The sequence below is a fragment of the Luteimonas sp. e5 genome (assembly GCF_054031035.1).
This window is the reverse complement of sequence record NZ_JBSTRX010000001.1, coordinates 1,134,705-1,147,899: the sequence shown is the minus strand read 5'-3', so window position 1 is coordinate 1,147,899 and position 13,195 is coordinate 1,134,705. Positions and strand designations below refer to the sequence as shown.

The 13,195-nt window shown below is 65.7% G+C and carries 12 protein-coding genes; 4 read left to right on the top strand and 8 right to left on the bottom strand.

Going from position 1 to position 13,195, the window contains the following annotated elements:
- From ACW11F_RS05425 to ACW11F_RS05410, 4 genes are all read right to left on the bottom strand, one after another.
- Positions 1-226: DMT family transporter (locus ACW11F_RS05425; protein WP_456995841.1), on the bottom strand; the 226-nt coding region annotated here is incomplete at its 3' end.
- Positions 227-831: 605 nt separating this feature from the next.
- Positions 832-1,077 (bottom strand): hypothetical protein, encoded by a 246-nt coding sequence (locus tag ACW11F_RS05420; protein ID WP_456995840.1) that lies wholly within the window; start codon positions 1,075-1,077, stop codon positions 832-834.
- A 22-nt stretch (positions 1,078-1,099) separates the two neighbouring features.
- Complete coding sequence (locus tag ACW11F_RS05415; RefSeq protein WP_456995839.1) at positions 1,100-1,618, bottom strand: hypothetical protein; 519 nt, start codon at positions 1,616-1,618, stop codon at positions 1,100-1,102.
- A 113-nt stretch (positions 1,619-1,731) separates the two neighbouring features.
- Positions 1,732-2,124, bottom strand: a complete 393-nt coding sequence (locus tag ACW11F_RS05410) for a hypothetical protein (protein ID WP_146389488.1) — start codon at positions 2,122-2,124, stop codon at positions 1,732-1,734.
- A gap of 360 nt (positions 2,125-2,484) precedes the next feature.
- On the opposite strand from ACW11F_RS05410, the gene ACW11F_RS05405 reads away from it, so the two are divergent.
- Positions 2,485-3,465, top strand: a complete 981-nt coding sequence (locus tag ACW11F_RS05405; RefSeq protein WP_456995838.1) for an integron integrase — start codon at positions 2,485-2,487, stop codon at positions 3,463-3,465.
- A 24-nt stretch (positions 3,466-3,489) separates the two neighbouring features.
- Here ACW11F_RS05405 and mfd read toward each other — a convergent pair whose 3' ends face one another.
- The 4 genes from mfd to ACW11F_RS05385 form a co-directional block, all read right to left on the bottom strand.
- Positions 3,490-6,990: a transcription-repair coupling factor gene (mfd, locus tag ACW11F_RS05400; RefSeq protein ID WP_456995837.1), complete on the bottom strand. Its 3,501-nt coding sequence runs from the start codon at positions 6,988-6,990 to the stop codon at positions 3,490-3,492.
- 32 nt (positions 6,991-7,022) lie between these two features.
- Positions 7,023-7,580 carry an N-acetyltransferase family protein gene (locus tag ACW11F_RS05395; RefSeq protein WP_456995836.1) on the bottom strand — a complete coding sequence of 186 codons (558 nt, stop codon included), beginning with the start codon at positions 7,578-7,580 and terminating at the stop codon, positions 7,023-7,025.
- 63 nt (positions 7,581-7,643) lie between these two features.
- Positions 7,644-8,582, bottom strand: coding sequence for a DUF808 domain-containing protein (locus ACW11F_RS05390; RefSeq protein ID WP_456995835.1), 939 nt, complete (start codon positions 8,580-8,582; stop codon positions 7,644-7,646).
- An 80-nt stretch (positions 8,583-8,662) separates the two neighbouring features.
- Complete coding sequence (locus tag ACW11F_RS05385; RefSeq protein WP_456995834.1) at positions 8,663-9,517, bottom strand: 23S rRNA (adenine(2030)-N(6))-methyltransferase RlmJ; 855 nt, start codon at positions 9,515-9,517, stop codon at positions 8,663-8,665.
- 125 nt (positions 9,518-9,642) lie between these two features.
- Between ACW11F_RS05385 and creB the strand changes: the two genes are divergently transcribed.
- The 3 genes from creB (at position 9,643) to creD (ending at position 13,170) form a co-directional block, all read left to right on the top strand.
- Complete coding sequence (creB, locus tag ACW11F_RS05380; RefSeq protein WP_456995833.1) at positions 9,643-10,323, top strand: two-component system response regulator CreB; 681 nt, start codon at positions 9,643-9,645, stop codon at positions 10,321-10,323.
- Between the two features lie 3 nt (positions 10,324-10,326).
- On the top strand, positions 10,327-11,763 hold the full coding sequence (creC, locus tag ACW11F_RS05375; protein ID WP_456995832.1) for a two-component system sensor histidine kinase CreC: 1,437 nt from the start codon (positions 10,327-10,329) through the stop codon (positions 11,761-11,763).
- A 93-nt stretch (positions 11,764-11,856) separates the two neighbouring features.
- The gene (gene creD, locus ACW11F_RS05370) at positions 11,857-13,170 is read left to right on the top strand and encodes a cell envelope integrity protein CreD (protein ID WP_456995831.1); all 1,314 of its coding nucleotides are present in this window, start codon (positions 11,857-11,859) and stop codon (positions 13,168-13,170) included.
- The last annotated feature ends 25 nt before the right edge of the window (positions 13,171-13,195 follow it).

Below are 13,195 nucleotides of genomic sequence, written 5' to 3'. Positions count from 1 at the left end.
AAGCGATAGCTGCCACAAGTACGATGCCGAGGCCAGCCCAAACAGCATAAGCAATGCCGACCGGGATGGACTTGATTGCGAGAGAGAGGAAATAGAACGTAAGCCCGTAGCCAGCCACAACTACAACAGAAGGAACTAACTTGGTGAATCCATGGCTGGACTTCAGTGCGGAAGTTGCGACGACCTCACCAAATATTGCAATAGCCAGAAAGAGCCAGTTCTTCACGTGCAATCTCCTCTACGGTATGAAGGATAAATAGTGGTGGCTATGAGTTGCCAAAAACAGTCTTGCGGCTGTCGATTTTCTGTGAGCATACGCAACGCCAAATCTGGCATCTAACACCTAAGTTAAGCCGCGCCGCGTAGTGGAGCGAAGCACATGGCAAGCTGTACCTGCCATGTGCTTTGTGTAACGAAGCGGCGTCGGCTTGAACGCATTGTTAGGTTGCCATACCGGAACCCGGAGCAACCAATAAATGGTATGCCCCGTAGGCCAAGACGATAGCAACGGCCACAGATGCTGCCAGAGAACCCCAATAGTGCTTTGAACTCTCGGATCTACTGAACCGCGCAACCCAAGCGTGATCTAGCCCGTAGCCAGTAACCACCTGAATGGTTAGCGGCACTAGCCCCGCAATTACCATGAGTCCCACCCGAAATCTTGGCGTGAGGCCAATGGATTCACCCCACCAAGCCCCGCAGGTGAACAGGATAGTCACTAGCCAAAATGCCCAGCCGAAAGATTTATCCTTGAATTTCTGCATAGCTGCCATGGCAACCTAACGCTTGAATTAAGCCGCGCCGCGAAGCGGCGTCGGCTTGAATGAATTGTTAGGCCTGAAATCTCTCTATCGCGGATAGGATTGACTTTGCTTTTTCAGGGTCATTCACATAGGCGCCGCTGCTTGGGTCTTGCGCCATAACTAGAATGCCCGAGACGATTTCTTTGAGGTTTTCTTTCTCGAACTCAGAAAGATCATCTAGATCCTCAATGTTTACAGTGCTGATTATCAAATTTATTTGATCAGCGGGTATTTTTTGAGCTGTCAGGATTTGCTTTATCGTAGAAATTCTCATTTTTCTTCTCTAAATTGGGCCTCTAGAATTTCTGCGGCGTCTCGTCCGGGATCTTGCCTGGCTCGCAAGACCCATTAAAAATTTTGTTTACTCCAGTTACAATCCCCATTCTTCTGGTTTGCATTTCACCAGTTCTTCTATTAATGGTGGTGGATATTGTTTCCATGATGCTGCCGTTCTGGCTATTAATAAGATTTCCTGATTCAAAGATTACATCGGAGTCAACTGATGCTTGACATTCAGTGAATTGAAGGAAGCAGATGGATGGCACAAATCTCCTTTCTCTCCCGCTGTAGTACTCCAGGTGAGAGAGTCTCGGCCTGTCTTCGACTTTGATTAGGTAGCTGTAATTTTCTTTTCCTTCTATCTCGCCAATTAACTCATCGCTAAAGTATTGCCTTTTTAATGCATCAACTTCGGAAATTTCTTCGCCAGTGCACTGCATTACAATCGAGTTGCTTTTATGCGCTTCCGAACTTCCCTTATCCATCTGACATCCGGCGAGAAAGATTAGCAGTAGTGGTAGCGATGTTTTCTTCATTGGTACTCCTAGATGCAAGCTCTCGCGCACCGGGGTGGATGGGGCTTTTCAGGCCTAACGCCTGAATTAAGCCGCGCCGCGAAGCGGCGTCGGCTTGAATGAATTGTTAGGCTTCACGCCCGGCCACCCTGCACATGCTCTCGGAAGCCTTGCGTGGCCTCAGAGGTGAGAGATAAAAGTTCTGTCTCATGAACATGGACGGCGGTGATTCCGCGGCGCTTGGCCTCCGAGGGGAACGTAGTTTGGAATTGCCCCTTCGGGAGCAGAAGGGTGGCAGGGGTGCCACCGCTGCGCTCCAGGCATGAACTGAATAATTTACGCACTTCAAACACGGAAGGCTCGGCCTGCGCAACAGACACGAAAGCAGTGCCAAAGATGAAGCCGCTTGCAGCGTCCATGAGTGCGATGCAATTGAAATCTCCGTCTTGCTCGGTGCGAACGGGAGCATCATTGAGTTGGAACACAACCCAAGCCTCGTCTTCTTCAAATTGGTTGGGTTCTAGCATGAACTTTCCATGTGAAGCCTAACACTTAATAGCTTTCAAACGTCCCGGGTAGTCCGCTCTGATGGACAGATGGCAGACGCACGCTTGGGCAAAATCCGACCCTGAATCAAGGTGTTGCTGGATATGCATGGCATTGTCCCCGGGGCCATGCTCGATGTTACACAGCATGGAGCCGGTGTGGTGGAGAGGAAGCAGCAAAAATGCCGGGTAAGCCGGGGCAGAGGGGATGGCGAAGAGGCCGCTCAGCAGGGTGATTGTCAGGCAGGGGCGCAGGGTGTGACTGCTGCTGTCGACGCAAGTGCTGCACATCGCCGCCCCGGTGCACGCTTCGCAGGCAAGGCGGATCTTTCCGGGTCGGAATTGTACAAGGCCATCCGTGCGCGGTTGCAGGTGCGTCGTTACAGCAAGCGCACCGAGCGGGCGTACCTGGGTTGGATCACGCGTTTCATCGCCGCCAATGGCTATCGCCATCCGCGGCACATGGGCGGGGCGCAGGTCGAGGCGTTCCTGACCGTGCTCGCGACGCGGCGCAAGGTGTCGGCTTCCACGCAGAACCAGGCGCTGGCGGCCCTGCTGTTCCTTTACCGCGAGGTGTTGCGGCAGGAATTGCCGTGGATGGATTCGGTGGTGCGTGCCAAGCGCTCGCGGCGCATCCCGGTGGTGTTGTCGCATGACGAGGTGCGACGGCTGCTGGCAATGCTCGATGGCCGGTATTGGCTGATGGCGGCATTGCTGTATGGCACCGGCATGCGTGTGCTCGAGTGTGCGCGGCTGCGGCTCAAGGATGTTGATTTCGAGCGTGGCGAGATCGTGGTGCGCGATGGCAAAGGGGCGAAGGATCGTCGCGTGCCGTTGCCCAGACGCCTGCGCCCGCAACTGATGCACGCCGTCGAACATGTGCGGCTGTTGCACGAACAGGACCTGGCACGCGGTCTGGGGCGTGTGTGGCTGCCGGCGGCGTTGGCGCGCAAGTATGTCAATGCCGAGCGTGAACCCGGTTGGCAGTATCTGTTCCCGGCGGCGAATCCGTCGCGCGATCCGGCCAGCGGCATGTGGCGCCGTCACCATGTGGACGAGGGCAATCTGCAGCGCGCGGTGAAGGTGGCGCGGGTGAAGGCGGGCATCCTCAAGCCCGCCACCTGCCACACGCTGCGCCATTCGTTCGCCACGCATCTGCTTGAAGCCGGGCATGACATCCGCACGGTGCAGGAGCTGCTCGGGCACAAGGATCTGGCCACCACGCAGATCTATACCCACGTTCTCGGGCGTGGTGCCGGCGGCATCCTCAGTCCCTTGGACCGTGACGACATGGCGATGCAGGCGCCCGCGCCGCCGCCGTAGCGTCACCGCCCCAAGGTTGCCGGATCAACCGCCCGGCTTGAGCAGCGCCATCAGGCCACGTGCGGCCTTGATGCGCGCGGCCGCATCGGGCAGGTCGAGTTCGCTGATGCGCAGTTTTTCCGGGCCATCCATGCGGTAATGCCGTGGCTGGCCCTGGATCAGCTGGATCAGGGCCATCGGGTCGACGGCGGGCTGCTTGTTGAAGTGGATGCGACCGCCGTTCTCGCCCAGATCGAGCTTGCGCATGCCCAGCGCTTCGGCTTCGAGCTTGAGCTCGGCGATCGCGAACAGGTTCTTCGCCGGGTCCGGCAGCAGGCCGAAGCGGTCGATCATTTCCACCTGCAACTCGCGCAGCGTGGCGGCATCGCGCGCCGCGCTGATGCGCTTGTACAGGGTCAGACGGGTGTGCACGTCGGGCAGGTAGTCCTCGGGGATCAGCGCCGGCACGTGCAGTTCCACCTCGGCGCCGCGGGTCGCGTCGGCATCGGCATCGGGCAGCTTGCCCTGGCGAATGGACTTGACCGCGCGTTCGAGCAGTTCGGTGTAGAGGCTGAAGCCGATTTCGCTCATCTGCCCGCTCTGCTCCTCGCCCAGCAGTTCGCCGGCACCACGGATTTCGAGGTCGTGGGTGGCGAGGGTGAAGCCGGCGCCGAGTTCGTCCATCGAGGCGATGGCGTCCAGGCGCTTGCGTGCGTCGGCGGTGATCGAGCGGCGGTCGGGAATCACCAGGTAGGCATAGGCGCGATGGTGCGAGCGGCCAACGCGGCCGCGCAGCTGGTGCAACTGGGCCAGGCCGAACTTGTCGGCACGGTTGATGATGATGGTGTTGGCATTGGGGATATCGATGCCCGATTCGATGATGGTCGAGGCCAGCAGCACGTTGTGGCGCTGGCGCTGGAAGTCCAGCATCACCTGTTCCAGTTCGCGCTCGGCCATCTGCCCGTGGGCGATGCCGATGCGCGCCTCGGGCACCATTTCCTCCAGCTCGTGCTTCATGCGGCCGATGCTTTCCACGTCGTTGTGCAGGAAGTAGAGCTGGCCGCCGCGCGCCAGTTCGCGCTGGAACGCTTCGCGCAGCAGCGTGCTGTCCCACGGCGTGACAAAGGTCTGCACCGCGAGGCGGTTGGCCGGCGGGGTGGCGATGATCGACAGGTCGCGCAGCCCGGCCATGGCCATGTTCAGCGTGCGCGGGATCGGCGTCGCGGTGAGGGTGAGCAGGTGCACGTTGGCGCGCAGGGCCTTCAGCGCCTCCTTGTGGCGCACGCCGAAGCGCTGCTCCTCGTCGACGATGACGAGGCCCAGGTCCTTGAAGCGCACATCCGGCTGCAGCAGCTTGTGGGTGCCGACGATGACGTCGATCTCGCCGCGTGCCAGCCGTGCCAACGCGGCTTCGGTGTCCTTTTTCGACTTGAAGCGCGAGAGCACTTCGATGCGGATCGGCCAATCGGCGAAGCGGTCCTGGAAATTGCGGAAATGCTGCTCGGCGAGCAGCGTCGTCGGCACCAGCACCGCGACCTGGCGACCGGCGGTGGCGGCCACGAAGGCGGCGCGCACCGCGACCTCGGTCTTGCCGAAGCCGACATCGCCGCAGACCACGCGGTCCATCGGCTGGCTGGAGCCGAGGTCGCGGATCACCGCTTCGATCGCGGCATGCTGGTCCGGGGTTTCCTCGAACGGGAAGCTGGCGGCAAAGGGTTCGTACAGCGCGCGATCCACATCCAGTGCCAGTCCGGCGCGGGCCTGGCGGCGGGCCTGGATCTCGAGCAGCTCGGCGGCCACATCGCGCACCTTTTCCGCGGCCTTGCGCTTGGCCTTGCTCCACTGCTCACCGCCCAGCGAGTGCAGCGGTGCGGTCTCGGGCGAGGCGCCGGAATAGCGGTTCACCAGATGCAGCTGGGCCACCGGCACGTACAGGCGGTCGCCCTTGGCGTATTCGATGTCGAGGTATTCGCCGCGCTCGCCGCCGGTTTCGAGCACGATCAGGCCGCGGTAACGGCCGACGCCATGGTCCTCGTGCACGATCGGTGCGCCTTCGGCCAGTTCGCCAAGGTCGCGGATGATCGCCTCGGGCTCGCGCACGCCACGGCGACGCCGCCGCGGTTGCGCGCCGCGCTCGGGAAACAGCTGGCGTTCGGTCAGCACGGTGCGCGGCGGCAGCGTGGTGGCGAAGCCGTCCTCCAGCGGGGCGACGCAGATGGCGAAGCGGGCTTCAGCTTCCTGCGCGGCGAATGCGGGCGGCGGGCCGGGCAGCACCTGCGGGCGCAGTTCGGCCGCGGCGAGCACTTCCAGCAACGCTTCGCGGCGGCCCGGGGTATCGGCGGCGATCAGCACCTCGCCGGGATATGCCTTCAGGAACGACTTGAGTGCCGAGCCGGCCTCGCCCGCGGCATGTTCGGACAGCGGCAGGTCGGGCGCAGCCTGCACGCCGAGCTCGGTGGCATCGCCATGGCGTGGGTGGCCGCTGCCACAGACTTCGATCCGCGCGCCTTGGTTCAGCCGTTCGCGCAATGCGATCGGGGTGAGGTACAGCGCCTCGGGCGGCAGCAAGGGACGTTCCAGATCGTGGCGGCGCTGCTGGTAGCGCTCGCCGGTCTGTGCCCAGAAGCGCTCGGCGGCCTCGCCCACGCCTTCGGCCAGCAGCGGCAGGGTGTTCTGCGGCAGGTAATCGAACAGGGTCGAGCTGCGCTCGCCGTCACGTCCGCGGGCAAAGAACAGCGGCAGCCAGGCCTCGATGCCGGCCGGGGCGTGGCCATTCTTGAGATCCTGGTACAGCGCCGAGCGGCGCACGTCGATGCCCAGTTCCTCGCGCAGCGCATGCATCGCACGCTCGCGTGATTCCTCGTCCAGCGGCACCTCGCGCCCTGGCAGCAGTTGCACCGCGTCGAGCTTGTCGCCGGAGCGCTGGCTGTCGGGGTCGAAGCGGCGGATCGATTCGATTTCCTCGTCGAACAACTCCACCCGGCACGGTGCGGCAAGGCCCATCGGGAACACGTCGAGCAGGCCGCCACGCACAGCGAAGTCGCCCGGGTCGAGCACCTGCGGCACGTGGCGGTAGCCGGCCGATTCCAGCCGGCGCTTCTCGGCGTCGAGATCGAGCCGTGCGCCCACACGGTAATCGAAACTGCCGCCGACCACATGGGCGATCGGTGCCAGCCGTTGCAGCACGGTCTGCACCGGCACCACCACCAGCCCGCGCTCGAGGTTCGGCAGCCGGTGCAGGGTGGCCAGGCGCTGCGACACGATGTCCGGGTGCGGGCTGAAGCTGTCGTAGGGCAGGGTTTCCCAGTCCGGGAACGGCAGGACCGGCAGCGTGGAGTCGGCACCGAGCAGGGTGCGCAGGTCGGCTTCGAGCTGGTGCGCCTGCTGGTTGTCGGCGGCGATCAGCAGCAGCGGGGCGTCATGCGCCAGTGCGGTACCGGCGATCGCCCAAGCCAGGCCCGAGCGGCTGCCGGGCGCACGCCACCAGGCGCGGGCGTGGCCGGCGCGCGGCAGCAGGGAGCGGAAATCGGGGGCAGACGACGACATGCGGCGCGCATTTTAACGTGCGCGGGACGGGCTCATTCGTCGGGGTGCTGCTCGCGCAGGTCGAGCACGACGCGGAACAGGCCGGGCGTGTCGCCCTCGCGATGGCGGGTGAAGCCCAGCGATTCGCACAGTGCCAGCATCGGCAGGTTCTGGTCGAACACGTCGCCATACATGCGCTCGACCTTCTGCCCGCGCGCCCAGCGCACCAGGCGCAGCATCAGGTGCCGGCCCAGGCCCATGGCGCGGATGTACTTGCTGACCAGGATCGCGTATTCGGCATTGCGCGTGCCCGGAATCAGGAACACGCGACCGACCGCGCCGATCAGGGCTTCGCCCGGTGGATAGGGTTCGGCGGCGACCAGGGTGAACTCGGTACGCGGGTCGGGCCGGGTCAGGCGCTCGATGTCGGCATCCGACAATTCGCTGACATGGTGCAGGTAGCGGTTGCGCACCTCGTCCGGTTCGAGCAACGCGAACGACGCCTTGATCGGCGGCCCGTCCTCGGGACGGATCGGCCGGATCAGGATCTCCCGGCCATTGGCCAGGCGCAGTTCCTCGTGCCAGGGAGGGAGGCGGTTTCGGGCAACCATGCTTCCATCCTGCCATGAATCACGTGAAAGCGAAGTGGCACGGTGCCAGCGGGTGCCGCCTGTTCAGGCATGGCCTTTTCGCTGCCCCCGCAGCCGCTTCACCACGCCGACCACGGCCACCAGGATGACCCCGGCGACCACGCCGACCAGCGCATTGAACAGATTGCTCCACAGCCAGCCGGGCGGCAGGCCGCCAGCGGCTTCGCCGAGGCGACCCAGCGCGGGCAGGCCATGCACCAGGATGCCGCCGCCGACCAGGAACATCGCCGCGGTGCCGGCCCAGGACAGGAACTTCATCAGGCGTGGCGCCAATGCCATCAGCATGCGTCCCACGGCCAGGCGCAGGCCGCCGCCACCGCCACTCAGCAGGCGCAGGCCGATATCGTCGAGCTTGACGATCAGCGCCACCGCGCCATACACGCCCACGGTCATCACCAGCGCGATCACGCTCAGCACCGCGAACTGGGTCGGCAGCGCCTGCGCGGCCACGGTGCCGAGCGAGATCACGATGATTTCGGCGGAGAGGATGAAATCGGTGCGAATGGCGCCGCGAATCTTGTCGCGCTCGAAGGCGACCAGGTCGCTGGCCGCCTCGCGCAGGCGGCGCTCTTCCTGCGCCTGGCGTGCCGCCTCCTCGCCTTCGGGCATGAAACGGTGCACCAGTTTTTCCGCACCTTCATAGGCGAGGTAGCTGCCGCCGAGCATCAGCAGCGGGGTGATCAGCGCGATGCCGATGCCGCGCCCGCGCAGCCATGCCTCCAGCGCGGCGATGGCGAGCGCCGCAGGCACCAGGATCGCCTTGTTCTTCAACGAGCCCTTGGCCACCGCCCACACCACCGGCAGTTCGCGATCGGCACGCACCCCGGACACCTGCTCGGCATTCAATGCCAGGTCATCGCCAAGCACGCCCGCGGTCTTGCGCGTGGCGACCTTGGTCATCGCGCCGACATCGTCGAGCAAGGTGGCGATGTCGTCGAACAGGGCGAAGAAGCTGGAAGCCATGGCGCAGCGGAGTGAGGGAAGACGCGCAGTTTCGCAGGTCGATGTGAGCGTGTGGTGGTGCCGGCGGCGGAGGCGGAAGTTCAGTCCGGGTGGCGCAGCCAGTCGATGCGCGCGCCGGCATGCGCATCCTCGGCCAGCGCGGTGGCGAGCGCGGCCAGCGCCGGTTGCAGTCGCGCGTCCAGCTGCCACGGCGGATTGAACAGCCACAGGCCGCTGCCGTTCATGCGCAGCGGGGAATCGTCCGCGCGCACGCACAGCTCGACGCGCAGCAGCGACTTGGCCGGCAACGCCGCGGCGCGTCGATGCACCGCCGCCAGTGCACGCCCGAGCTTGATCGGATACCACAGCGCGAACACGCCCTGCGGCCAGCGGCCGAGTCCGTCGGCCAGCGCCTCGAGGGCGAGGTCGAACTCGCCGAGCTGTGCTTCGTAGGGCGGATCGATCAACACCAGCCCGCGTGCCAGGCGGTGCGTGCCGTCGCGGGGCGGCAGCAGGGCGCGCATCGCCGCGTAGCCATCACGCGTGTGTACGCCGAGCCGGGTTTCGTCGCGGAAGTGGGCGCGCAACGCCGCGGCTTCATCGGGTTGCAGTTCACAGGCGGCGATGCGGTCCTGCGCGCGCAGCGCGTGCGCCAGCAGCCAGGGCGAGCCGGGGTAGGCATCGTCGCCATGCTCGGCGCGGCAGGCGGCGATGGCGTCGAGGTAACGGTCGATCGCCGGGTCGAGGCCCGCACGCAGTCGCTTCACCCCGGCGTCGGCTTCACCGCTGCGCCGGGCTTCTTCGCCGTGCAGGCGATACAGCCCGCGCCCGGCATGGGTGTCCAGTGCGAAGCAGGCGGCCGGCTTGGCGGTCAGTGCATCGCACAGCGCCAGCAGCACCACGTGCTTGAGCACGTCGGCATGGTTGCCGGCATGGAAGGCATGGCGGTAGTTCATCGCGGGATCGGCCTTTTGCCGCTGCCGGGTGGGGAATGGAATACTAGGCGACACGCCGGCGCCGTTGCATTGCCTTGGCCTGGCACGGGCCGCGCGCCGGCCCCGTTCTTCCCGGAGCCCTGCGAATGCCCGCCATCCTGCTTGCCGAAGACGAGTCCGCCATCGCCCAGGCGGTGCTGTTCGCGCTGCGCGCGGAAGGCTGGCAGGCGGAGCATGTGATGCTCGGCGGCGAGGTGCTGCCGCGCCTGCGCCGCGGCGGGGTGGATCTGGTGATCCTCGACGTCGGCTTGCCCGACATCAACGGCTTCGATGTCTGCCGCGACCTGCGTGACGAATTCGACGTCCCCGTGATCTTCCTCACCGCACGCGATGGCGAGGTCGATCGCGTGCTCGGGCTGGAACTGGGTGGCGACGATTACATCGGCAAGCCGTTCTCGCCGCGCGAGCTGGTCGCGCGGGTGCGCGCGCGTCTGCGCCGGGCGATGCCGCCGGCCGCTGGCGGCTGGCGGCGGCATGGTCGCTTCGAGATCGACGAAGCCGGCCATCGCATCCGCTTCGACGGGCAGACGCTCGACCTGACGCGTTACGAATACGGCCTGCTGGCCGCGCTGCTGGCGCGCCCCGGCGCACTGCTGACCCGTGCGCAGCTGATGGACCGGGTCTGGGGCGATGCGCCCGAAAGCGGCGAGCGCACGGTGGATACCCACGTCAAGACGGTACGCGCCAAGCTGCGCGAGATCGCGCCCGATGCCGAGCCGGTGCGCACCCATCGCGGCATCGGCTACGCGCTGGAGGTCGCGGGCTGAGCCATGCGCATCGGCCTGCGCGTGCTGTTCGGCTATTTCCTGATCGTCGCCCTGGCGGCGGTGCTGATCGCGCAGGTGTTCGTCGAGCAGATCAAGCCCGGCGTGCGTCAGGCGATGGAAGATACGCTGATCGATACCGCCAACCTGCTGGCGGAGCTTGCCGCGGCCGACATGCAGGCCGGCGTGATCGCCGAGGGCGCCTTCGCGCAGGCGGTGCGCGCGCATCATGAACGCGAGGTCGGCGCCGAGTTCTTCGGTTTCGTCAAGGAGCGCAGTGCCTACCGCGTCACCATCACCGATGCGAGCGGCATCGTGGTGTTCGATTCGGAAGGGCGCGATCTCGGGCGCGACAACTCGCGCTGGAACGATGTCGCGCGCACCCTGCGCGGAGAATACGGTGCGCGCTCCAGCCCGGAATCGCCGGACAATCCGGGCGACACGGTGATGCATGTGGCCGCACCGATCCTGCATCAGGGCCGCATCATCGGCGTGCTCAGCGTGGCCAAGCCCAATCGCACCGTGGCGCCGTTCATCCAGCACAGCCAGCGCAAGGTGCGTGACGCCGGCATCGGCCTGTTGCTGGCCGCGTTGGTGGTGGGCGTCGTGGTGGCGTGGTGGATCGCCAGCCAGCTCTCGCGCCTGCGCCGCTATGCCGATGCGGTGACCCGCGGCGAGCGTGCGCTGCCGCCGCGCGCGCATGGCGAGTTCGGCGCGCTGGGCACCGCGCTGGCAACCATGCGCGAGAAGCTCGAGGGCAAGCAGTACGTGGAGGAGTACGTGCATGCGCTGACCCACGAGATGAAAAGCCCGCTGGCGGCGATCCGTGGCAGTGCCGAATTGCTCGAGGAGCAGGGCGAGCGCATGAGTGCGGCCGAACGCGCCGGTTTCGTCGCCGCGATCGGCGAGCAGGGCGCGCGCCTGGCGCAGATGGTGGACAAGCTGCTGGCGCTGGCCGCGGTGGAACATCGCCAGCGGATCGAGGCACCGCAGCCGGTGGCGATCGGCGATTTGCTGGAGGCGGCGCGGGCCGACGTCCTCGCGCAGGCGCAGGCGGGTGAGGTCGAAGTGCACATGGCGGCGGTCGAGCCCGGCCTTGCCGTCAGTGGCGACCGCTTCCTGCTGCGCCAGGCGCTGGGCAACCTGCTGGAAAACGCGATCGCCTTTTCCCCGGCAAACGCGCGGGTGGAGCTGTCGGCGCGCACGCAGGGGGCGCATGTGCGGCTCGAAGTGCGCGACCACGGCGCGGGCGTGCCCGACTATGCCGCCGGGCGGGTGTTCGAGCGCTTCTACTCGCTGCCGCGCCCGGATGGCGGGAGTCGCAGCAGCGGACTTGGCCTGCCGTTCGTGGCCGAGGTGGCGGCGCTGCATGGCGGCCGCGCCTGGTTGGAGAACGCCGTCGATGGGGGTGCCTGCGCGGTGATGGAGCTTGCCGCCGGCTGAGGAGCAGCGACTTCATCCCGGCTTCATCCTCGGCGCATCGTGCACGCACATCACGCCGGCATGCTGGCCCCGTCCCCGGATTGGAGCATGCCCATGCGCCTGTGGTTGAAGATCGGCATGGTGGCGGCGATGACGCTGGCCATCCTGATTCCCCTGCTGATGATTCGCGGCCTGATCTTCGAGCGCCAGCGGTATCGAGACGAAGCGGTGGCCGACATCGCCGCCAGCGTGGGGCAGGCCCAGGTGGTCGCCGGCCCGGTGCTGGTGGTGCCCTACAGCGAGCGGGTCGAGCGCGAGGTGCGCGACGCCAATGGCGTGACCCGCCAGGTCGGCGAGCGTCGCGAGCGGCAGTGGCAGGTATTCCCCGACACCCTCAAGGTGCAGGGCACGCTGGCTTCGGCGATCCGCAAGCGCGGCCTGCACCAGGTGCGCATCTATGACTGGCAGGGCGAACTGGATGCGGTGTTCGACTGGACCGTGCCCGATGATGCGCCGCCCGGCAGCGAGCGCCGCATCGGCCAGCCCTATCTGTCCTGGGGCATCAGCGACGTGCGCGGGCTGCAGGGCACGCCGCGTCTGAGCATCGACGGCCAGCCGGCATTGCCCGCGCAGGGCAGCGGCATCGAATCGCGTGGCGGGCTGCATGCGCCGTTGCCGGCCACGCCGCAGCCGGGGCAGCGTCTGCGCACGCACACGCAATTGGCGCTCACGTTGGGTGGCAGCGAGCGCTTTGCAATGATGCCGCTGGCGCGCAGCAATGATTTCAGCCTGAAGTCCGATTGGCCGCATCCGAGCTTCGCCGGGCTGTTGCCGCAGCACCGCATCGGTGCCGACGGCTTCCAGGCGCGTTGGCAGGTCGATGCCTTGGCCACCACCGCGCAGCAGCAATGGCAGGAGCATGGCTTCGCCGGCGACGCGCGCGACCTGGCGCGGGTCTCGCTGGTGGATCCGGTCAATCTTTACGTGCAGGCGGATCGCGCCAGCAAATACGGCCTGCTGTTCGTGCTGCTGACCTTCGCCGGATTCTTCATGTTCGAGCTGCTGCGCCAAGTGCGCCTGCATCCGATCCAGTACGCCCTGGTCGGGCTCGCCATCGCGATCTTCTTCCTGCTGCTGCTCAGCCTGTCCGAGCACATCGCCTTCGTCGGTGCATACGCACTGGCGGCACTGGCGTGCATCGGCCTGATCGGGGTCTATCTTGCTGCGGTGCTGCGCGGCTGGCGTCCCGCGCTGGTGTTCACCGGCATGCTCGGCCTGTTGTATGCCGCGCTCTACGGCCTGCTGGTGCTGGAGGACAATGCGCTGGCGGTGGGCTCGGGCCTGCTGTTCGTGATCCTCGCCGCGATCATGCTCGCCACCCGGCGCCTGGACTGGTATGCCCTGTCCGCCCAGCGGGGTGCGTCGTGAACGGTCCGGCCCTGGCTGCAGCCGC

Coding starts and splice junctions, on each gene's coding strand:
- ACW11F_RS05420 (WP_456995840.1), bottom strand. CDS start 1,077: ATGAGAATTTCTACGATAAAGCAAATCCTGACAGCTCAAAAAATACCC.
- ACW11F_RS05415 (WP_456995839.1), bottom strand. CDS start 1,618: ATGAAGAAAACATCGCTACCACTACTGCTAATCTTTCTCGCCGGATGT.
- ACW11F_RS05410 (WP_146389488.1), bottom strand. CDS start 2,124: ATGCTAGAACCCAACCAATTTGAAGAAGACGAGGCTTGGGTTGTGTTC.
- mfd (WP_456995837.1), bottom strand. CDS start 6,990: ATGTCGTCGTCTGCCCCCGATTTCCGCTCCCTGCTGCCGCGCGCCGGC.
- ACW11F_RS05395 (WP_456995836.1), bottom strand. CDS start 7,580: ATGGTTGCCCGAAACCGCCTCCCTCCCTGGCACGAGGAACTGCGCCTG.
- ACW11F_RS05390 (WP_456995835.1), bottom strand. CDS start 8,582: ATGGCTTCCAGCTTCTTCGCCCTGTTCGACGACATCGCCACCTTGCTC.
- ACW11F_RS05385 (WP_456995834.1), bottom strand. CDS start 9,517: ATGAACTACCGCCATGCCTTCCATGCCGGCAACCATGCCGACGTGCTC.
- creB (WP_456995833.1), top strand. CDS start 9,643: ATGCCCGCCATCCTGCTTGCCGAAGACGAGTCCGCCATCGCCCAGGCG.
- creC (WP_456995832.1), top strand. CDS start 10,327: ATGCGCATCGGCCTGCGCGTGCTGTTCGGCTATTTCCTGATCGTCGCC.
- creD (WP_456995831.1), top strand. CDS start 11,857: ATGCGCCTGTGGTTGAAGATCGGCATGGTGGCGGCGATGACGCTGGCC.